This window comes from Enterococcus sp. DIV0187, assembly GCF_051713785.1.
Classification (GTDB): Bacteria; Bacillota; Bacilli; order Lactobacillales; family Enterococcaceae; genus Enterococcus_A; species Enterococcus_A avium.
Genome location: NZ_JBIOQO010000001.1, coordinates 2,744,223 through 2,763,315 on the forward strand (window position 1 = coordinate 2,744,223; position 19,093 = coordinate 2,763,315).

19 protein-coding genes and 1 other annotated feature are annotated in these 19,093 nt (G+C 40.8%); of the genes, 5 read left to right on the top strand and 14 right to left on the bottom strand.

Translation table 11 applies throughout. The features are described from left to right. Positions 1-36 precede the first annotated feature (36 nt). The 11 genes from IGI52_RS13425 to IGI52_RS13475 form a co-directional block, all read right to left on the bottom strand. Positions 37-564 (bottom strand): NYN domain-containing protein, encoded by a 528-nt coding sequence (locus IGI52_RS13425; protein ID WP_016179426.1) that lies wholly within the window; start codon positions 562-564, stop codon positions 37-39. Then, on the bottom strand, positions 564-1,394 hold the full coding sequence (rlmB, locus tag IGI52_RS13430) for a 23S rRNA (guanosine(2251)-2'-O)-methyltransferase RlmB (RefSeq protein WP_438781576.1): 831 nt from the start codon (positions 1,392-1,394) through the stop codon (positions 564-566). The genes IGI52_RS13425 and rlmB overlap by 1 nt, the downstream gene beginning before the upstream one ends. Continuing rightward, a complete protein-coding gene (locus IGI52_RS13435) occupies positions 1,384-1,782 on the bottom strand; it encodes a Mini-ribonuclease 3 (protein WP_048722466.1) in 399 nt (132 codons plus the stop codon). The genes rlmB and IGI52_RS13435 overlap by 11 nt, the downstream gene beginning before the upstream one ends. Continuing rightward, positions 1,782-3,191 carry a cysteine--tRNA ligase gene (gene cysS / locus IGI52_RS13440; protein ID WP_102872021.1) on the bottom strand — a complete coding sequence of 470 codons (1,410 nt, stop codon included), beginning with the start codon at positions 3,189-3,191 and terminating at the stop codon, positions 1,782-1,784. The genes IGI52_RS13435 and cysS overlap by 1 nt, the downstream gene beginning before the upstream one ends. After that, entirely contained in the window at positions 3,184-3,717 is a 534-nt protein-coding gene (gene epsC, locus IGI52_RS13445; protein WP_016179422.1) for a serine O-acetyltransferase EpsC, read from the bottom strand. The genes cysS and epsC overlap by 8 nt, the downstream gene beginning before the upstream one ends. 253 nt (positions 3,718-3,970) lie before the next feature. After that, positions 3,971-4,168 (bottom strand) — a binding site (T-box leader). After that, a complete protein-coding gene (gltX, locus tag IGI52_RS13450) occupies positions 4,165-5,622 on the bottom strand; it encodes a glutamate--tRNA ligase (protein ID WP_049220166.1) in 1,458 nt (485 codons plus the stop codon). (Overlaps the previous feature by 4 nt.) Positions 5,623-5,726: 104 nt before the next feature. Next, the gene (locus IGI52_RS13455; protein ID WP_048722474.1) at positions 5,727-6,881 is read right to left on the bottom strand and encodes a PIN/TRAM domain-containing protein; all 1,155 of its coding nucleotides are present in this window, start codon (positions 6,879-6,881) and stop codon (positions 5,727-5,729) included. 91 nt (positions 6,882-6,972) lie between these two features. Then, on the bottom strand, positions 6,973-8,346 hold the full coding sequence (radA, locus tag IGI52_RS13460; RefSeq protein WP_048722477.1) for a DNA repair protein RadA: 1,374 nt from the start codon (positions 8,344-8,346) through the stop codon (positions 6,973-6,975). A gap of 28 nt (positions 8,347-8,374) precedes the next feature. After that, a complete protein-coding gene (locus IGI52_RS13465; protein WP_311871672.1) occupies positions 8,375-8,881 on the bottom strand; it encodes a dUTP diphosphatase in 507 nt (168 codons plus the stop codon). Between the two features lie 109 nt (positions 8,882-8,990). Then, positions 8,991-10,790 (bottom strand): glycerophosphodiester phosphodiesterase, encoded by a 1,800-nt coding sequence (locus tag IGI52_RS13470; protein WP_311871673.1) that lies wholly within the window; start codon positions 10,788-10,790, stop codon positions 8,991-8,993. 602 nt (positions 10,791-11,392) lie between these two features. After that, the gene (locus IGI52_RS13475; protein ID WP_311871674.1) at positions 11,393-12,349 is read right to left on the bottom strand and encodes a cation diffusion facilitator family transporter; all 957 of its coding nucleotides are present in this window, start codon (positions 12,347-12,349) and stop codon (positions 11,393-11,395) included. 138 nt (positions 12,350-12,487) lie between these two features. On the opposite strand from IGI52_RS13475, the gene IGI52_RS13480 reads away from it, so the two are divergent. Then, on the top strand, positions 12,488-12,859 hold the full coding sequence (locus IGI52_RS13480) for a TIGR02328 family protein (RefSeq protein ID WP_311871675.1): 372 nt from the start codon (positions 12,488-12,490) through the stop codon (positions 12,857-12,859). Here the strand turns inward: IGI52_RS13480 and IGI52_RS13485 are convergent. Together IGI52_RS13485 and IGI52_RS13490 are read right to left on the bottom strand one after the other, a co-directional pair. After that, positions 12,849-13,595, bottom strand: a complete 747-nt coding sequence (locus IGI52_RS13485) for a TIGR03915 family putative DNA repair protein (RefSeq protein WP_137438877.1) — start codon at positions 13,593-13,595, stop codon at positions 12,849-12,851. The genes IGI52_RS13480 and IGI52_RS13485 overlap by 11 nt on opposite strands. Positions 13,596-13,600: 5 nt before the next feature. After that, the gene (locus IGI52_RS13490; RefSeq protein WP_311871676.1) at positions 13,601-14,896 is read right to left on the bottom strand and encodes a putative DNA modification/repair radical SAM protein; all 1,296 of its coding nucleotides are present in this window, start codon (positions 14,894-14,896) and stop codon (positions 13,601-13,603) included. 258 nt (positions 14,897-15,154) lie between these two features. Here IGI52_RS13490 and IGI52_RS13495 point away from each other — a divergent pair, with 258 nt between their 5' ends. Beyond that, positions 15,155-15,370, top strand: coding sequence for a zinc ribbon domain-containing protein (locus tag IGI52_RS13495; protein WP_016179412.1), 216 nt, complete (start codon positions 15,155-15,157; stop codon positions 15,368-15,370). Between the two features lie 47 nt (positions 15,371-15,417). On the opposite strand, the gene IGI52_RS13500 is transcribed toward IGI52_RS13495, so the two are convergent. Further along, positions 15,418-16,731 (bottom strand): C39 family peptidase, encoded by a 1,314-nt coding sequence (locus tag IGI52_RS13500; RefSeq protein ID WP_227131669.1) that lies wholly within the window; start codon positions 16,729-16,731, stop codon positions 15,418-15,420. 474 nt (positions 16,732-17,205) lie between these two features. Between IGI52_RS13500 and IGI52_RS13505 the strand changes: the two genes are divergently transcribed. Genes IGI52_RS13505 through IGI52_RS13515 form a run of 3 tightly spaced genes read left to right on the top strand, consistent with a single transcriptional unit; the run spans position 17,206 to position 19,050 of the window. After that, positions 17,206-17,670 carry a helix-turn-helix domain-containing protein gene (locus tag IGI52_RS13505; protein WP_016179410.1) on the top strand — a complete coding sequence of 155 codons (465 nt, stop codon included), beginning with the start codon at positions 17,206-17,208 and terminating at the stop codon, positions 17,668-17,670. Then, complete coding sequence (locus IGI52_RS13510; protein WP_218109306.1) at positions 17,667-18,416, top strand: ABC transporter ATP-binding protein; 750 nt, start codon at positions 17,667-17,669, stop codon at positions 18,414-18,416. Before IGI52_RS13505 ends, IGI52_RS13510 begins: the two co-directional genes overlap by 4 nt. After that, positions 18,406-19,050: an ABC-2 transporter permease gene (locus tag IGI52_RS13515; protein ID WP_311871678.1), complete on the top strand. Its 645-nt coding sequence runs from the start codon at positions 18,406-18,408 to the stop codon at positions 19,048-19,050. Before IGI52_RS13510 ends, IGI52_RS13515 begins: the two co-directional genes overlap by 11 nt. Positions 19,051-19,093 lie beyond the last annotated feature (43 nt).

Below are 19,093 nucleotides of genomic sequence, written 5' to 3' on the forward strand. Positions count from 1 at the left end.
CGCTTTATAAGCCAGAGAGGGGTGTCGACAATCAATTTATTTTTTTTTGCTTAATTCGTCCAGTTTTTGTGACAATTTTTGCAATTGTTCATTATTCCACGGGGAATTACGTCGAAAATTTTTAAAATGCGTATCTTTTGTATCCCCAGTAATCACAGCCTCGGTTTGCTGGACAGACTTGTACAACTCACGCGCAGAAGTTCGCAATGCCCCCTGCGAGAAAATGGTCCATTGTTCAGCAAGATCACTCGTTGCTACCGTTACTTGAGTCAAGCGATCATTCAATTCCCCAGCAATTCGTTCAATATAACTATCTGCGGTCTCATCCTCTTTTGTGAAAACAACAGTCAGCTGATACTTCTGGTAGCTTTGGGTAATTCCTGGAACAAATTGCGCATCGAAAACAACAATTGTTTCCAATCCTTGGTACTTAGCATAGTTAGACAAACGAAATAGCAATGCTTCGCGTGCTTCTTCTAGACGCTCTTGGTTTTTTAATGCGGTCAACTCAGGCCATGCACCAATCATATTGTACCCGTCAACGATCAACAATTGCCTTTTCATTACAATTCACTTCGCTTTCGGAAAACTTCATACATCAATAGACCCGCAGCAACTCCTACGTTTAAGCTCTGCACATGTCCTGTCATAGGGATCGTTAACATCTCATCAACTTCCTTTTTCAGTCCAGCACTCATCCCTTTGCCCTCATTACCGATGATTAAAGCGATCGGTCCTTCCACCTTCCATTGACGATAGTCCGTTCCTTCCATGTCTGTTCCGAAAATCCAATATCCTGCATCTTTTAACTGCTTAATACTTTGGGCCAAATTCGTTACTCGAGCAATCGGCACGTATTCTACTGCACCGGTCGAAGCCTTCGTCACAACTGGTGTAATACCTACTGAGCGATGTTTTGGAATAATTACGCCTGACACGCCACTGGCATCGGCCGTCCGCAAAATCGAGCCAAAATTATGTGGGTCTTCCAAACTATCCAAAATCAACAGGAAGGGCGCCGCTTCTGAAGTATTTTTTGCTAACAAGTCCTCCAAGGACAAATATTCATAAGGAGTAATTCCTAAAACGATTCCCTGATGAACACCGCCGTCGCTTAATGTATCCAGTTTTTGTTTAGGTACCCACTTCACCGGAACCGCTTGTTCCTTCGCTAAAGCTTTCAGCTGTTCAATCTTGTCTCCACGCGCATCCTCTTGCATAAATAATTTATTGCCTCGACCAGCTTGAAGTGCCTCCACACTGGCGTGATGACCAAAAACAAAATTATTCTCTTCTGTTTCAACTGTTTCCGTCTCTTTGCGGCGATCTTTAGACCGATCATTTTTCCGCTGATTCCGTCGATCATTTCCTCGACGCTGCTTCTTATCCTTCATTTGTTTCGCCCGCTTTCTCTAAACACCATGCGATCAATTCTTCTAATCGCTCTTTTCGTTCCAATAAGTGTAGATAACCCATTAATGCTTCAAAACCCGTAGACATACGATAGGTCATGATGTCGGTATTTTTTGCAGAAGTATAACTTTTCGCATTTCGACCACGCCGATAAATGCCTTGCTCTTCTTCTGTCAGCATACCATCATCGAGCATTTTTTGAATCAACGTTGCTTGAGCTTTAGCGGAAACAAAATGAGTCGCCATATGATGCAGCTTATTTGGGCGTGTCTGGCCTTCTCGGACTAGAAAATCCCGCACGTAAGTTTCATAAATGGCGTCACCAACATACGCTAGTGCCAGTGCGTTTAATTGTTTATAGTCTGTCATTATGCTCGTCTCCAACGGACGCCTTGAGGGGTGTCTTCTAAAATAATTCCTTGTTCTTTTAATTGATCGCGGATTTCATCACTGCGAGCAAAGTTTTTATCTTTACGGGCTTGATTACGTTCTTCAATCAATTGATCAATCTCTTCATCTAATAAGCCAGCTGTTTGGAATTCGATCCCAAAAACATTCAGCATGTTTGTAAATTCTTCTAATGCCGCAGTTAAAATCGCCGCTGAAACTTTTTCTTGGTCGCTGTAATTGTTCAGCCATTTTGCTAATTCATATACAACCGTGATCCCATTGGCCGCATTGAAATCATCGTCCATCTCTTCAACAAACCGATCCTTCAGCACTTGTAGCTCACTCGTTTTTTCTTGGTCATCAGCCAACGCTGCTTCCGCTGTATCTTGACGGAAGGCCGCATTTTCAAAGGCAGTACGTAATTTTTGCAGATTGGCCTGAGCATCCTTCATGGTTGCTTCACTGTAGCGAATCGGGCGACGATATTGTGTCGTTGCCATAAAGAAGCGTAAAACCTGAGGATCGATTTCTTTGACTAAGTCGTGAACAGTTACAAAGTTTCCTAGCGACTTGCTCATTTTCGCATCGTCTTCTCCAATGGTTACATAGCCATTGTGCATCCAATAGTTCGCAAAACGTTGCCCTGTTTTGGCTTCACTTTGGGCAATTTCGTTCTCATGATGAGGAAATTCCAAGTCTTGTCCACCGCCATGAATATCAATCGTGTCTCCCAAGTGTTTTGTCGCCATCACTGAACATTCGATGTGCCAGCCTGGTCGTCCTTCACCCCAAGGAGACTCCCAAGAAATTTCATCCGGCTTCGCACTTTTCCATAAGGCAAAATCCAATGGATCCTCTTTAATTGCTTGCTCCGCACCAGTCCGTTGGCTCGCGCCAACCTCTAATTCATCAATCGATTGATCACTCAATTCGCCATAATGTTCGAATTTCCGAGTACGGTAATAGACGTCCCCGTGTGCTTCGTAAGCATAGCCCTTTTCAATCAGGGTCTCGATAAATGCTAAAATATCAGGAATATGATTGATTACACGCGGATGCAATGTCGCTGGCTTTACATTCAGCGCTGCAGTATCCTCTTCAAAGGCTGCAATAAAACGATCAGCTACTTCTGGTGCACTAATGGATAATTCCTTCGCAGCTTTGATAATTTTGTCATCAACGTCGGTAAAGTTCGATACAAAATTCACCTCATAGCCGCGATATTCAAAGTAACGACGAATGACATCAAATGCAATCGTACTACGGGCATTCCCGATATGAATATAGTTATAAACAGTTGGTCCGCAGACATACATTCGGACTTTATTTTCCTCGATTGGTTTAAAAATTTCCTTTTCACGTGTCAACGTATTGTGTATTTTAATCATGTTGTACCTTCTTTCCATGTAATCTTGCTACTTTTGCTGGTACACCTACTGCAGTCGCATCCGCTGGTATATCTTCTAAGACAACAGCCCCCGCACCGATTTTACTTCCTGCCCCGATTTCGATTGGTCCTAAGATCTGAGCATTCGCCGAAATAAAAGCACCTTGACGTACAGTGGGATGCCGCTTGCCAGTATCTTTTCCTGTTCCGCCTAATGTTACGCCATGAAACAACACAACATCTCGCTCAACCTCTGCCGTTTCACCAATCACCACACCCATTCCGTGATCAATAAAAACACCAGGAGCGATCTTAGCACCAGGATGAATCTCAATCCCCGTTAAAAAACGCCAAAATTGCGAATGGATTCGAGCCAACAAAAACCACTGATGCCGATAGAGAAAATGTGAAAACTTATGAAAAAACAACGCGTGAACACCTGGATATGTAAGCACAACCTCTAAGCCAGTCCTAACTGCCGGATCATTTTTCTTCGCTGCTGCAATCGCTTCTTGCCACCATCCCATTTACCTCAACTCCTTTTTTATTTTTAGACTTTTATCCATAAAACATTCAACACATTTCCAATTCCCTGCTATTAAGCTATCTCCAGTTAAAGAACTCATTTTTCCAAAAATCAGAAAAATGATCTTATAGTCGTTTCGCATACGATTCCGCTAAACTACGCATCTGTTAGTTTAGTTAAAAATCCTTATTTACCCCTGCACCACACAAAACTGCAAAAAGCGTAATTCGCAAAAAAGCGTCTTTTGAGTTTCCTCAAAAGACGCTTTAACGTGGTCCCACTTTTGTTTGCAGTATCTGCCTCAAACAGGTAACGTCTGTGAAACGTCCTTAGCTACATATCGCTAAGACCACTCGGAGGTGCATTTCATAAGTGCTGATTTGACTGCTTCCACCACCCGCAGTCTCTCTGAAAAATCGTCACCTACTACTTCTTCTCTTCTTTGTGTTTACATTACTTGATCTAAATGTGCTAGGGCTTTTTCTCTGCCTAAGATTTCAACTGTTTCTGGCAATTCTGGTCCGTGTGTCACACCACTGACAGCTACACGAATCGGCATCCAAAGGTTTTTCCCTTTTATTCCTGTTTCTTTTTGAACAGCCTTAATTGAAGCCAAAACGTTAGCAGCGTCAACTGTTTCTAAGCTTTCTAGCTGAGCTTTGAAGGCAGCTAAGACAGTTGGGACGCCTTCGCCGGCTAATACTTCTTTAGCAGCATCGTCTAACTCAAGATGATCTTGGAAGAACAAGCTTGAAACTTCGGTAATTTCCGCAGCGTAGCTCATTTGCGGTTGATATAAGCTGACTACACGTTTCACCCAATCCTTACGTTCAGGCGTTGGATTTTCTTCGACTTTACCAGCCTTGATTAAATATGGCAAGCATAATTCAGTTAATTTATCCAAATCCATCGCTTTGATGTAATGGTTATTGACCCATTCTAATTTTTTCTGATCAAATGCTGCTGGTGATTTACTTAAACGATCAGTATCAAAAATCTTGATCAATTCATCTTGCGGGAAGATCTCATCTTCACCAACTGGCGACCAGCCAAGCAACGCAATAAAGTTGAACATCGCTTCTGGCAAATACCCTAATTCGCGATATTGTTCAATAAATTGCAAAATGCTTTCATCACGTTTACTTAGTTTTTTGCCGGTTTCAGTATTGATAATCAAGGTCATATGACCAAATGTTGGTCGCGGCCAACCAAAGGCATCGTAGATCATTAATTGTTTTGGTGTATTGGCAATATGATCATCACCACGCAGTACATGCGTGATTTTCATTAAATGATCATCTACTGCTACTGCAAAGTTATATGTTGGCATACCATCACGCTTTTGGATGATAAAGTCGCCGCCGACATTATCCGATTCAAAGCTGATCTCGCCTTTAACCATATCATCAAACGTAAAGCTGGTATTGCGAGGGACACGGAAGCGAATAACTGGTTCTAGACCTTGTGCTTCTTTTTCTGCTTGTTCCTCAGGTGTTAGATTGGCACACTTGCCTGAATAATGAGGCATTTCGCCGCGTGCACGTTGCGCTTCACGCTCAGCCTCTAGCTCTTCAGAAGTACAGTAGCATTTGTATGCCAAATTGCTCATCAATAATTGATCAATTAACGGCTGATAAACGTCGCGTCGTTCTGATTGACGGTAAGGACCATATTTCCCAGGATTTTCAGGGGATTCATCCCAATCAATCCCTAACCAAGCCAAGTTTTCTAATTGGCTTTTTTCGCCGCCTTCGATATTTCTTTTTAAGTCAGTGTCCTCGATCCGAATGATGAATTCTCCATCATTGTGGCGAGCAAATAGATAATTGAACAAGGCTGTTCGGGCATTTCCGATGTGTAAGTGTCCTGTTGGACTTGGTGCGTAGCGCACACGAATTTTCGACATATAATAGTTCCTCTTTCCCGCTTATTTAGCAAATGGATTGATTGTACAATTTGCTACTCAACACAAATTGTACAATCAATCCATTGTTTAGTAAAGCTACACTGCTATTTTGCTGCTTTCTCATTTGTGTAGTCTAACTTCTTTTCAGGTGAATCATCTTTAATGTTGCGGCTAGAATGAGCCGGTTTAGCAAAAATCATTCGTCCGGCAGCCGTTTGCAGGGCACTTGTTACGACAACTTCGATGTGTTCATTCATATAATGTTGTCCATCTTCCACCACTACCATTGTGCCATCATCCAAATAAGCGACTCCTTGTTGTCGCTCTGTTCCGGCTTTTACAACTAGGACGTTCATGTTTTCGCCTGGGATCACAACTGGTTTCACCGCATTCGCTAAAGCATTGATGTTCAAAACAGCGACATTTTGGAACTCTGAAACCTTATTCAAGTTGTAATCGTTCGTTACGATGACCCCATCCAACAATTTAGCCAGCTTGATCAATTTACTATCGACTTCGCTAATATCTTCAAAATCGCCATCGTACATTTCAACGGCAATACCTTCTTCTTTTTGCAAAGCATTCAGGATATCCAGTCCGCGTCTTCCGCGTACCCGCTTCAAACTATCCCCAGAATCAGCAATATATTGCAATTCATACAAGACAAAATTCGGAATCATCAAGACCCCTTCTAAAAAGCCGGTCTTCGCAATATCATAAATACGTCCATCAATAATAACGCTAGTATCTAAGATTTTATACTTATGAAAATGATCATCCGCTTTGCGCTCAAGGACTTCACCTTCATTTGTCTCAGCCTTTTTATTGCGGCCGCTAAAGAATTTTTTCAATTCATCAATTCTAGTCGTTCCCATTCGGAAGCCTAAATAGCCCAATAGCAGCATAATCAAAATCGGCAATGCGCTATTAATGAAGGGAATCGGAATCTGGTACAACGGGGTCGTTCCGATCAATCCCAAGGTCAATCCTAAGATCGCACCGATCACTCCAAATAAAATATAAGTCAAGCTAAGCTCATTTAATTGTTTCTCAATTCTTTTTACCCCAATTGTGATTGGTTCTACGATAGCCAAAGAAATAATATAAAAAATAATTGCACCAATCAGGCCATTCGTAAGTGAATTATTCAACCACATGTTGTCTGCATTGCCAATTGCTGTCCAGGCTGTTGGTAGGAAAGTGACTCCTAAACTAATCCCAACAATCAGGATAATTACTGTTAACACACGTTTCTGCATGCCATCCCTCCTAAGTTCTATTAATCTATTTTTTTTATGCAAAAATCTTAGAATAACAGTTGTGCCAAAGTATTTCTGGCACAACCGCTCATTAACGGAATACTTTTCTTAATGTTTCACCTAGTGTCGCCACCGGAATCAATTCGATCCCCTTTGGCGGCGTCCAATCTCCCATGTTGTTCTTAGGGAGATAGATTCTTTTGAAACCTAACTTACTGGCTTCTTTGACGCGCTGCTCGATACTGCTGACCCGACGAATCTCACCAGTCAAACCAATCTCACCGATAAAACATTCAGTCGCTTCCGTGCCATTTTCTTTGTAGCTAGAAGCGATCGCCACGGCTACCGCCAAATCTATTGCGGGCTCGTTTAATTTCACACCGCCCGCAGCCTTTAAGTAGGCGTCCTGATTCTGCAAAAGCAAGCCGGCGCGTTTTTCTAAGACCGCCATGATCAAGGATACGCGATTAAAGTCTAATCCAGTTGTCGTACGTTTCGCATTTCCGAAGACTGTTGGTGTTACTAACGCCTGTACCTCAACTAAAATCGGTCGACTACCTTCCATTGCCACCACGATCGCTGAACCAGTCGCACCTTCTAAACGTTCTTCTAAAAAGACCTGAGAAGGATTAGCCACTTCCACTAAGCCGCTTTCTCGCATCTCAAAAATTCCAATCTCATTAGTAGAACCAAAACGATTTTTTACGGCCCTTAAAATCCGAAAACTGTGATGTTTTTCGCCTTCAAAGTACAGCACAGTATCCACCATATGCTCCAACATTCGAGGCCCTGCGATGTTTCCTTCTTTTGTCACATGCCCGACGATGAAGATCGCGATACCGTTGGTTTTCGCCAGCTTCAATAATTCTGCCGTCGTTTCACGAACCTGACTGACTGACCCAGCTACACTGGTAATGTCAGGCTGCGTCATAGTCTGGATCGAATCAATGATGACATAATCTGGTTTCAGATTTTCAATCGTCCGACTAATCTCGCCCATATCTGTTTCAGCATACAGATAAAAGTCTGTCTCACTCGAACCAAGCCGCTCTGCTCGCAATTTTATCTGCTGAGCACTTTCTTCCCCAGAAACATATAATACATTTCCGCCAGTTGCTGCTAATTGGTGCGAAACCTGTAAAAGTAATGTAGATTTCCCGATGCCGGGGTCTCCACCAATCAAAACCAATGAACCTGGAACTACACCGCCGCCTAAAACCCGATTCAATTCTGCTAATTCCGTTTGAATGCGCGTTTCCTTTTTAAAGACAACATCTTTTAGCTTCGTCGGTTGTGCGCGTTCCCCTGTCAAACTCACCCGATTGCGGCGATCTTCAGGGTGATTTTGCTCAATTTCTTCTACCATCGTGTTCCAGTTTCCGCAGTTAGGACAACGACCTAAATACTTCGGCGAAACATAGCCGCATTCTTGGCAGATAAATTGTGTCTTGGATTTTTTCGCCAAACCCTTCGCCTCACTCGTTGATTAAAATTTATTGTTTGTCTGAAGAACCAAATCCACCAGTTCTTTCAGCACCTTCTTTATCATTATCGGCTTTAAGAAATGGCAAGAAAATTCCTTGCCCGATCCGTTCGCCTTTTTTTATATGAACATCGGTTAAACCAAAATTTGAAAATTGGAACATAATATGCCCTTCATTGTCTGGGTTATTATAATAATCACTATCGATCACACCTACCCCGTTACTTAACGTCAAGAAACGTTTCAGTGGATTGCTTGAACGATTCGCTAATTGCAAATATTCATCATGCTCCATATACGCCTTGATCCCTGTAGGTACTAAAACTGGTTTGACAATCTTTTCAGATACCTCAGTTTTTTTAGTAAAGTGGTTGATGATCTTTTTCCAAACTGCTGGGATCACGATATCCTCTGCAGCTTCAAAATCATATCCTGCCGCATTTTTCGTTGCTCGTTTCGGCAAATTGATGTTTTTATCTTGATAAGCTGTCGTAACTTCAAAACCTCTTTTTTTCATGTTGAACTCCTTTGTGAAATATATAGCTATTCTACCATAGAGCAGGCGGCTGTTCGAAAATCTTTTACGAAAACTCTATGGAAATTTAATGAATTTTTTTCGCTTTACTCTAATTCTCGCTGATCCGCTCATCCAACGCTGGCAAACGATTGATATACATCTCAATTCGCTTGGCATAAGATGGATTTTCTTCATATGTTTTAATCTGTTCTTGCAATGTTTGAAGGTCGTCCGTTACGATTCCGTTAACATTCAAGGAGACCATTCGATCCATCGAATCGGCATCATTAACGGTCCAAGCATAGACATCTTTATTTTCTTCATGGGCACGACGGACAAAATCGCTGGTTAACGTTGTTTCTTCCATAGTATAAGCATTCGCAGGCGTTTGCGGGAATACTAAATTATAAGGCAAGACATAACTGACATACAACTTTGGTGCCTTCTCCTTTAGCTCAGCTACCACATGATAATCCAAAGAATGTATCCGGTGATGATTAGCCAGAATCGTTGCTTGGTACTTATCGATGAATCTATCCATCATCTCTTTAGAATCAGCGGAAGTTGTTTTGATCTCAATCAGTAATTTTTGATGATGCTCATTAGCAAAAGCTAAGTAGTCATCAAAACTCGCGATAGGTGCCACGTGCCCATTCTCAACTGCTTGCAGCTCTTGAATTTCACTTAACGTCAGTTCATGAGTAGTCTTGTCTCGTCCTGTCAATCTTTTTAAATTTTTATCGTGGAACACGACAAACTGACGATCCTTCGTTTCTTGGATATCCATCTCAATATAATCAGGTTTTTCTTTGATAGTAGCCGCCATTGCTGGAATTGTATTTTGTACGCCGTTTCCATTATCGACTCCTCGATGTGAGATGGTTAAGGGAATCGAATCCTCAAGTCCGGTTAGATAAAGAACATTGCTGAGTAAGGTCGTTCCGCCTAAAAAAATGAATAGTATCACTGCGGCGATCCGTGTCCACAAACTTGGCCGAACTAATCGCAAAGGACGTTCGCCACTAATTACTAATGGATAGAATTTTTGAACCAACACACTAAAATACAAAACCGTTGCCCATGCCAGCATTAATTGACTAAACAATTGGATACTCGATAAGGTAAGCATAGCACCAATTGCTGGAAAGGGCTTCGGAAGTAAATCAAAGCCTACCTGAAGCCCATAGCTTATCCCATATCCAACATAAGAAACCAAGGTCAAAATACCTGTTAAAAAGAAGATTCGCCAGGCATAATGCCAGTACCGATGATGAGTCAGCTTTAAACTTTTTTCAATGGCAGCTTTCGGTGCTGCATCCGAAAAAATCATTAGCGGCAATACAAACAGCAAACGAATTCCAATATAAGAGACAACAATCGAAGCAACTATCAGCAATAGGAGAAACAAAAAATTTTCACTCAAGGCTTCTAAAATAAAAATCGGAATCGTCACTTTGCTTAGTAATGGTGTTCGAAAAATAGCATTTGCGAAGGGCAGAATCAGTAAAAAATAGAAAAGAAAGAAAAAAAATGTCTCTGGTCGCAAGTGTCGCATGTGATAAATCGACTTTTTAAACAAATCCCAAAGAGACTGATTCTCTTTTGTTTGAATACTCTTGATACCAAATAACTGAAAAGTGAACTGGAGAAAAACCAACGCTAGAACAAATGCTAAAAGCAGCAACAATGCTCCCAACACCGCGGGGTGCTTTGTTAGAATTGTTAAAATATTCGTATTTGAAACATAGGGAATATTTCCTTGCTTCAAAATGAAAGCAATCAAAAATTGAACTAATGGAATGACTAGCATTTCTAACGCAATATTTGTTCCAACGATCAGAAGAATATAGCTTCCCCAATGACGAAGAAACTCTCGTGAATAAGTAAAAAAGAAGCGCAACGAAGACATTTAATCTCCCTCCTTTTATCCAACAATTTGTGTCAATTGTTTATAAATGGCTCATTATGTTGATGCTCTTACGAAAAAAAGATTTCAAACATCGCAGACAGCGAAATACATAACTAACAGCTATCTCTTTTTAAGGTTTTCATTTTTCAAAAAACGTGAAAAATGAGTCTAATTTCGCCTCGCATACCATTATGTTAAACTGCTTGCCTACAATTTTGTTGTAACTGTAAAATTGTAAGCCAAACATAATAACCTGCGAAAAGCATAACTGGCAGCTATCTCTTTTTAAGGTTTTCATTTTTCAAAAAACGTGAAAAATGAGTCTGATTTCGCCTCGCATACCATTATGCTAAACTGCTTGACTACAATTTTATTGTAACTATGAAAATGCAAGCCAAACATAATAACCTGCGAAAAGCATAACTGGCAGCTATCTCTTTTTAAGGTTTTCATTTTTCAAAAAACGTGAAAAATGAGTCTAATTTTCGCCTCGCATACCATTATGCTAAACTGCTTGCCTACAATTTTGTTGTGACTGTGAAATTGTAAGCCAAACATAATAACCTGCGAAAAGCATAACTGGCAAAAATCGGACACAGGGGTTATGTGTCCGATTGGGTTTGGCGTTTCCGATCATAGTCTGGATCAAACTCATCGGTCTCGATATAGATATATGCTTTTTTATCTGGCAAAGCCTTGCGAATTACTCGCTCGATCTGGTTTACCACATCATAGCTGATCCCTTCATAAGAATCTGCGATGTCAATCTTCGCAGCAATCATCACTTCTGTGGGGCCTAAATGGACCGTTTTGATATCGATCAACTTTTTGACTTCATCACGTTTGAAAGCATTTTGAATTTTTACTAAATCATTTTTAGACACGCTTTCTCCAATGATCAAGCTGTAAAATTCCCGAGCTAAAAAGATCGAGGCAAACATCAGCATCATCCCGATCAATAACCCGCTTAAAGCGTCAAACATTGGATTTCCTGTAAGCATTGTCAATAACGTGCCAATGATCGCCAAAACTAAGCCGATCACTGCACAAAAATCTTCTGTAAAAATAATCAATATCTCACTATGGCGACTTTCGTGTAAAAATTTGAACAGCGGCAGCTTCTCTGTATTTAATTCATGAATTTCTTTGATCGCTATTTTTAATGAACTGCCCTCAACTAAAATACCGAAAACCAAGATGCCTAATACGATCAATGGATTCGCAACTTCATGACTGGGATGGAATAATTTTTCCACCGCCTCCCAAATACCCAGGGCGCCACCTCCGAAAAACAGCATCGTCGCTACAATCGTACTAAAAAAATACTTCGCTCGTCCTTCGCCAAATTGATGAAGCTCACTCTGACCACGAGCGGCTCGCCGATCGCCGAATAACAGTAAGATTTGGTTACTGCAATCCACCACACTATGAATACTTTCATTCATCATTGCGGCACTGCCGCTAAGCATGTAGCCGACAAACTTACTGACAGCTACCAGCACATTCGCCAGTAATGCTGCTAAGACCGCCATTGATCCATGCACTTTTTTCTCTTCCATGTGATTCACTCGCTTCCTAATGCCTCCTATTATAAAGCAGAATGGAAAAATCATAAAAGCAAAGCACCTAGAGCAAATCATTCGTAAATCCCAACAATATATGAAAAAATTCAGTTAACTAAGAACGGAGGAGAAAAAATGCGTCTTTGGCATGAAACGTTAATTCCGCTGCTCCCTAGACAGCAGCTACTTGGCCAACATCGAGAAGTGGCTGCCTTGCGAGGAAAAGGCTGGGGTAAGAAACACGCTACAGTAGATTATGTCTTTACTCACTCTTACTACAAATTGTTTCAATTTCATCTTTTGGTCCTAGCTGAAATGGAAAAACGCAACTATACGCCTGATCCTTTGTGGTATGACCCATTATACCGCGGGAAAAATCTGCCTAGGACAGATACTGTTGCTCCAGTACCACTTACGCACCCTATCTATCCTGAACATAACGACTCCTATTTAGCAGAATGTTTACTTAATCTAGAACAAAAAGGCATTCTTCTTCCTAGGACTTAAACTCTGTCATGTTGCCGCGAAAACGCAAAGGCAAATGATTTCGCTGTGCCACATAGTTGGCCCGTTCATTAATCGTGACTGAACGCAAAAAGGTTTTCCACTGCTGACGAATTGCCTGTTCATTACTCGCTTCAGCAAATTCAGGACAGCTGGTATGTTCCATCAAATGGATATCGCCGCGATCAATGATGCCTAACAACTCATGAGTCTCGTCATAGATCATGAGTTTTTCCTGCGGATAACGCTCCGCAAAATGCGGGCAAAGATAAGGCATCACATAGTGTTTCGGATTAATTTTACTGAATAGCACGTCACCAACGTATTCAAAACGAACGAATCCTGTCAGTAGATGGTTCTCTCCTAACATCGTTCGAATGCTTTTCCGTAAAGCTAAGATGGAAGGATGTCCTAAATGATTTTCTAATAAATCCTTCGTCTGCAAAGCGATCTCGATGGCATCCAATAAATAGCGTTCTTTTCCTTCAAGAGTGGCATAAAACCCATTTTGAATAAAAAGAAAATTTTCCGGCCTTAGTCGTTGACGTAAACGACGATAGATTTTTTCCCCACGTTCGGGATTTGTTTCGATCCATTCTGCAAAAAACAGACTTTCTACGGCTGTCTCTGGGGTTAAAATCATGACTGGAAATTGCTTTTCACGAAAACTACGATCAACAACCGTCATAAAACCTAGAAAACTCCCATCATATTCCCAATACTCTGTTGATTCTCGCAATGCTCTCACCTACTTTTTGCATGTTCAAACCGTTCTACATCAAAGAGCGTCAATTGCTCGCTGGTCGATTGGGTATTGTGTTTTTTCAACACCTCGTATTGCTTCGAAGAAATTAATGACGTGATGATCCATTCAGGGTCCTTAATCAAACCTGCTGGCGTTTCATGATTACAGGCAATAAAATATTGCGCCCGCTTAATCACGATCCCTAGTTTCTTTAAATCTGTTAAATGCAGTCGGTAGTATTTTCGTGCCTTTACGATATTTTGTGCACTTTTAGGTCCAATACCAGGAACTCGCAGCAACTGGTCATAAGACGCAGTCTGCACGTCAACGGGGAAGCGTTGATAATTCTGAACTGCCCAATTGGCTTTGGGATCAAGATAAAGATTGAAATTGGGTCTATCCTCAGACAATATCTCATCAGCCGTGAATTTATAAAAGCGCAACAGCCAATCTGCTTGATACAAGCGATGCTCCCGCAATAATGGCGGTTCGGTCGTGACTGCCGGCAATAAATTATCCTGATTAATCGGAATATAGGCTGAATAATAAACACGTTTCAACTGGTATTTTTGGTACAAATTCTCTGAAATCTTGACAATAGAACGATCACTCTCAGGACTGGCTCCGATAATCATCTGAGTGGACTGCCCCGCTGGTACAAAACTAGGACCGCGCCGAACTGCTGGTAAAAATTCCTGTTCCTTTTTTACCGTCGTGATCTGCTTCATGGGTTTATATAGGTCAAACGGATCTTTATCCGGAGCCAGTAATTTCAAGCTTTCGCGGGAAGGCAGTTCGACATTGACGCTCATACGGTCCGCCAAAAAGCCTAACTCCTCAATTAACTTTTCATCCGCGCCGGGAATCGCCTTGACGTGAATATACCCGCGAAAACCTTTTTCTTCACGCAAAATTTTCAAGGTCTTAATCAAAAGCTCGCATGTGTAGTCCGGATTTTTGATAATCGCAGAACTCAGGAACAGCCCCTCGATATAATTACGCATGTAGAAATCCATTGTTAAGTCCGCTACCTCTTGCGGTGTAAAGGTCGCTCGTGGAATCGCGTTTGATTTTCGATTAATACAATAGTGACAATCAAAAATACAAGCATTAGTAAATAATAGTTTCAATAGCGAGACACAGCGACCATCCGGCGTGAAGGAATGACAGATTCCTGAAACTGCGGTGCTGCCTACCGTTCCTTGACGTGTATTATTCTCCACACCACTGCTAGAACAAGAAACATCATATTTTGCAGATTCCGCTAAAATTTCTATTTTTCTTTCCAGCTCCATCTAAAACCAACTCCTTAACCGAACGTATGTTCTTATTTAACCAAACAAACGATGATTTGTCAAAAAAGATTTCAATAGATACTCCTAAAGACGGAGGAACAAAGCGCTAAATTTGTTATAATTTTAACTATCAAAGAGGATACAAGCCTAGCTTGTCGCAGTTTATAAAATTGCAGATAGCAAACGTGTGACTATCAATGATTGAAACACATAGCTAGATTGTATACGGCTTGAAAATGAAAAAGGAGTGGAAAAGAGATGGAAAGGAAACAATTTGTTTGTGATAAATGTGGGTGTCAACATTATACTTCTGACCAGTTCCAAGCAACTGGCGGAAACTTCGCCAAAATTTTCGATGTTCAAAACAAAAAATTTACCACTATCAGTTGTAAACAATGCGGCTATACCGAACTTTACCGCAGTGAGACTTCTGATGGCTGGAACATTCTAGACTTCCTAATGGGTGGAAGCTAAACAAAAAACGGCGTAGGCCGTTTTTTTGTTTAGCTTGAGGGATAAGTCTATCTCACAACTACCGCAAATTTTCTTGCATTATAAATCGCTTCAAAAGTCGTACGACTCAACCAATAAGAGCCACTGATCGGATCAGACACATGTACTTGATTTCCTGCCTTATTAAACCCATCTAAAGTGACTGCATGGTTATTATTTGCAGCAACCCCAAAACTCCAATTTCCCCAACGAATTGGCTGAAAATTAATTGTCACCCACGCCACAACAGGATTCCCATTTTTTACTTCATTTATCAAGGTATTCATTGAACTACCAGATATATTTTGAACATTCCCATATTTTTGGCCCCAAGTTGTAAGCGGTGCTGGATAGATAGCAGAATAAGTATACGCATTTTCAACAAATGGTGAACCAACAAATCCATTATTGGGATTTCCATTTGATGACTTCGGAATGGTATTTAAAAACGAGCGCAAACTCCAGCCGCTTAATTTGCCTTTGTATTGTAATGCTTGTAGTAGTGATGCGCCTTCACAGCCACTTGGTGCGCCTAATGCATACTGATTATAATTTCGCACACCTAACAAACGATAATCCTCATGACTCTGTTCTCCATTGCCAACCGCATACCAGGCAATCCCTTCATAACGCCAGCCAGCCTTTTTTAAATTATCTCGTTCAGAAGTAATCGGTGTGTAGTGATGGGACCCTGCTTTGGCATTTGGATTATATAAGCGATATAGGGGTATCCCTGAATTTGGCGAGTACCAAGAGATCCCTTCATCGCGCCAACCGACCTTCTTCAGATGATCGCGCTCGCTCGCAAGTAACGTATAGTGGTGATCTCCTGCGTTCGGATTGTACAAGCGATAAACAGGATTTCCGTTCGTTGGTGCTTGCCAACCAATCCCTTCATAACGCCAACCAACCGATCGCAGGTGATCTCGCTCACTCACCGTCTTCGTGTAAAAATGTTCCCCGCTATTAGGATTATATAAACGATACATTGGAATGGATGAGGCAGCAGCCCTAAATGACCGCGCGTTTCCTTGGTCTAAATCTTCTTTGGGCGCTTCGGTCGCATTGGCTTCGGCCTGACCTTCTTTAACCGGAGGCTCCAATTCTACCACTTCACCATTCACCACTACCGTTTGTTTTTCAATAGAGTTTTCTATATTTTGACCATTAAGTTCACTTGAATTTGATGAAAAAATAGTATTGTTATTTTCACTAGCTGAAGTTGAACTATCTCCAGATTCGATGGGGCTTTGTTCTTGGGTTGCTTCTTCTGCTTTGATAGCAGTAGAGGCACTGAACACAGAAAGTATCGTTAAGCTGATTAATAAAACATTCTTTTTCATTTAAACTTTCCTTCCTTAATTTGACAAAAACAATAAGTTACCAAAGATAATGAATTAATAATTAACACTCTTTTTCTTCTTACTGTTATATTTTACGTTCTCCCTATTATTTCGTCTTTTAATCAGCTTGTTCATTTATATGTAAGCAGAACCTATCGAATACATCTATTAATTCAAAACACTCTACTGCTCGCTTCTTAAAATCTTATCCGAGTTGTCAGCTGCCGCATTTTTCAGCGCTCTTTTTTTAAAGTAGTCTTATTTTGAAGTTTGCATAGACTCTTTCAAGAAGACTAGGTATTTTTTTCACAAGGGAGTTGAATTTATGATAACTACGCCTTCTCACTCCTATCTGAACCTTGCCTATTCAAAGCTTTGATATCAATGCAACCAAGCATAACCAAATTCGTTATAAACAGTTGGTTCTTTTTTCTATTTAAGTACGATAAAGTGTAATCAAGGAGGATGAAAAGTATGAATAATCAGAATAATCCGATCGCAAACAACTTGCGATCATTAAGAAATCGAAATAATTGGTCTTTGGAATATGTGGCAGAACGTCTAGAGGTATCTCGGCAGGCCGTTGCTAAATGGGAGAATGGGGATTCTTTACCTGACGTAATGAAGTGCGATGCGTTAGCTAGTCTGTACGATGTTACATTAACCGATTTGATTCGTCATAATGAAGAAACTGAAGGCATCCCGATTGGCCCGGCTGGCAAACACATCTTTGGAATCGTTCCAGTAGGAGCTCGTGGACAGATTGTCCTGCCTAAAAAGGCCCGCGACCTTCTCAATATCGAAACAGGAGATACATTGATTGTTCTTGGGGACACGAACCCTGCCTCTACAGGAATTGCCTTGATTGATAGTGAGGCCTTTATGCGGATGACCGGAAACATGATGGAGAATATTTTTGATCAAAAGGAGGAATCATGATGCATTTACTTGAAGTAACAGAACTTACTAAAAATTATCCGATGTTTTCATTGAAAAATGTCAGCTTTCAAATACCAAAAGGCAAAATTGTCGGTCTGATCGGAGTCAATGGCGCAGGTAAAACGACTATCTTAAAAGCACTGTTAAACTTGATTCCTTTAGATCATGGACATGTCAGGATGTTTGAAACGCTTTTTTTAGAGAATGAGCTTTCCTGCAAACAAAAAACCGGCGTTGTTTTAGGTGGCATCGATTTTTATAAGGAGAAGAAAATCAAAGATATTACTAAAGTTACGAAACGATTTTACGCAGATTGGGATGAAACCGCTTATCAAAAATATTTGAAGCTCTTCTCTTTGGAACCGAACAAAAAAGTCAAAGAACTTTCTGCTGGGATGAAAGTCAAATATTTGATTGCCTTGGCTCTTTCGCATCAAGCACAACTATTTATTTTTGATGAGCCCACTAGTGGTCTTGATCCGGTTTCGCGAGATGAACTGCTCGAAATTTTTCAACAGATCGTTAAAAATGGGGATAAAAGCATTCTTTTCTCTACGCATATTACATCGGATTTAGAGAAATGTGCAGATGCGATCATTTATATCAAAGAAGGTGAGCTGATCAAGGATGCGCCTAAAAAAGAATTTATCGATTATTTTCAGTATTTGAAGCAGCCTGATGAAATGGAAGCTCTTAGCCTAGAAGACATCATGGTACGAATGGAGGGAAAACATTATGATTTCTAACTTACTATATAAGGAGATTCGCTTAGCGGCTCACCCAAATTTATTTGTCTTCACCTTAATGGGACCGCTGGTGTTAATTCCCGGTTATCCCTATACGATGGTCTTTCTCTTTAGTCTGATTGGGAACTTTGTAAATTTGATGTACACCCGTGAAACCAATGATATCTATTATTCCACCCTGCTGCCGTTGAAAAAGGCGGAAGTCGTCTTGGGAAAATGGCTGGTATTACTTGTTTCGCAGCTGCTGACAATCTTGATTTCAATTCCGTTTGCCTTTCTACGCCTGCAGCTGTTTTCACAACCTAATCCAGTGGGGATTGAAGCAAATACTGCCTTCTATGGGTTTGGGTTGATGATCTTCGCCTGCTTCAATTTGATTTTTCTAACGACTTACTTTAAAACTGGTTATAAGGTAGGTGCTTCTTTTCTAAAGGGATTATTTCCAGCGACCTTATTAGCAATAATCTTAGAAGTAATCGTCCACTTCCCTGCTCTTAAATGGTTGGACTCAGTCACTTTTAATGGGCAAATACAGCAACTTCCAATTTTAGCCTCAGGAATCCTGATTTATATCGTTGCGATGTGGGCAACCTATAAAATTTCTGTTCAGCGATTTACTCAGGTGAATTTGTAGCTTCATCTAATTCTTGTAGAACAAAAAAACGTCTTGATCAAAA

What these genes read in the sequence shown, in the direction of transcription:
- IGI52_RS13425 (WP_016179426.1), bottom strand. Translation starts at nt 564, where the DNA reads ATGAAAAGGCAATTGTTGATCGTTGACGGGTACAATATGATTGGTGCA.
- rlmB (WP_438781576.1), bottom strand. Translation starts at nt 1,394, where the DNA reads ATGAAGGATAAGAAGCAGCGTCGAGGAAATGATCGACGGAATCAGCGG.
- IGI52_RS13435 (WP_048722466.1), bottom strand. Translation starts at nt 1,782, where the DNA reads ATGACAGACTATAAACAATTAAACGCACTGGCACTAGCGTATGTTGGT.
- cysS (WP_102872021.1), bottom strand. Translation starts at nt 3,191, where the DNA reads ATGATTAAAATACACAATACGTTGACACGTGAAAAGGAAATTTTTAAA.
- epsC (WP_016179422.1), bottom strand. Translation starts at nt 3,717, where the DNA reads ATGGGATGGTGGCAAGAAGCGATTGCAGCAGCGAAGAAAAATGATCCG.
- gltX (WP_049220166.1), bottom strand. Translation starts at nt 5,622, where the DNA reads ATGTCGAAAATTCGTGTGCGCTACGCACCAAGTCCAACAGGACACTTA.
- IGI52_RS13455 (WP_048722474.1), bottom strand. Translation starts at nt 6,881, where the DNA reads ATGCAGAAACGTGTGTTAACAGTAATTATCCTGATTGTTGGGATTAGT.
- IGI52_RS13465 (WP_311871672.1), bottom strand. Translation starts at nt 8,881, where the DNA reads ATGAAAAAAAGAGGTTTTGAAGTTACGACAGCTTATCAAGATAAAAAC.
- IGI52_RS13470 (WP_311871673.1), bottom strand. Translation starts at nt 10,790, where the DNA reads ATGTCTTCGTTGCGCTTCTTTTTTACTTATTCACGAGAGTTTCTTCGT.
- IGI52_RS13475 (WP_311871674.1), bottom strand. Translation starts at nt 12,349, where the DNA reads ATGGAAGAGAAAAAAGTGCATGGATCAATGGCGGTCTTAGCAGCATTA.
- IGI52_RS13480 (WP_311871675.1), top strand. Translation starts at nt 12,488, where the DNA reads ATGCGTCTTTGGCATGAAACGTTAATTCCGCTGCTCCCTAGACAGCAG.
- IGI52_RS13490 (WP_311871676.1), bottom strand. Translation starts at nt 14,896, where the DNA reads ATGGAGCTGGAAAGAAAAATAGAAATTTTAGCGGAATCTGCAAAATAT.
- IGI52_RS13495 (WP_016179412.1), top strand. Translation starts at nt 15,155, where the DNA reads ATGGAAAGGAAACAATTTGTTTGTGATAAATGTGGGTGTCAACATTAT.
- IGI52_RS13500 (WP_227131669.1), bottom strand. Translation starts at nt 16,731, where the DNA reads ATGAAAAAGAATGTTTTATTAATCAGCTTAACGATACTTTCTGTGTTC.
- IGI52_RS13505 (WP_016179410.1), top strand. Translation starts at nt 17,206, where the DNA reads ATGAATAATCAGAATAATCCGATCGCAAACAACTTGCGATCATTAAGA.
- IGI52_RS13510 (WP_218109306.1), top strand. Translation starts at nt 17,667, where the DNA reads ATGATGCATTTACTTGAAGTAACAGAACTTACTAAAAATTATCCGATG.
- IGI52_RS13515 (WP_311871678.1), top strand. Translation starts at nt 18,406, where the DNA reads ATGATTTCTAACTTACTATATAAGGAGATTCGCTTAGCGGCTCACCCA.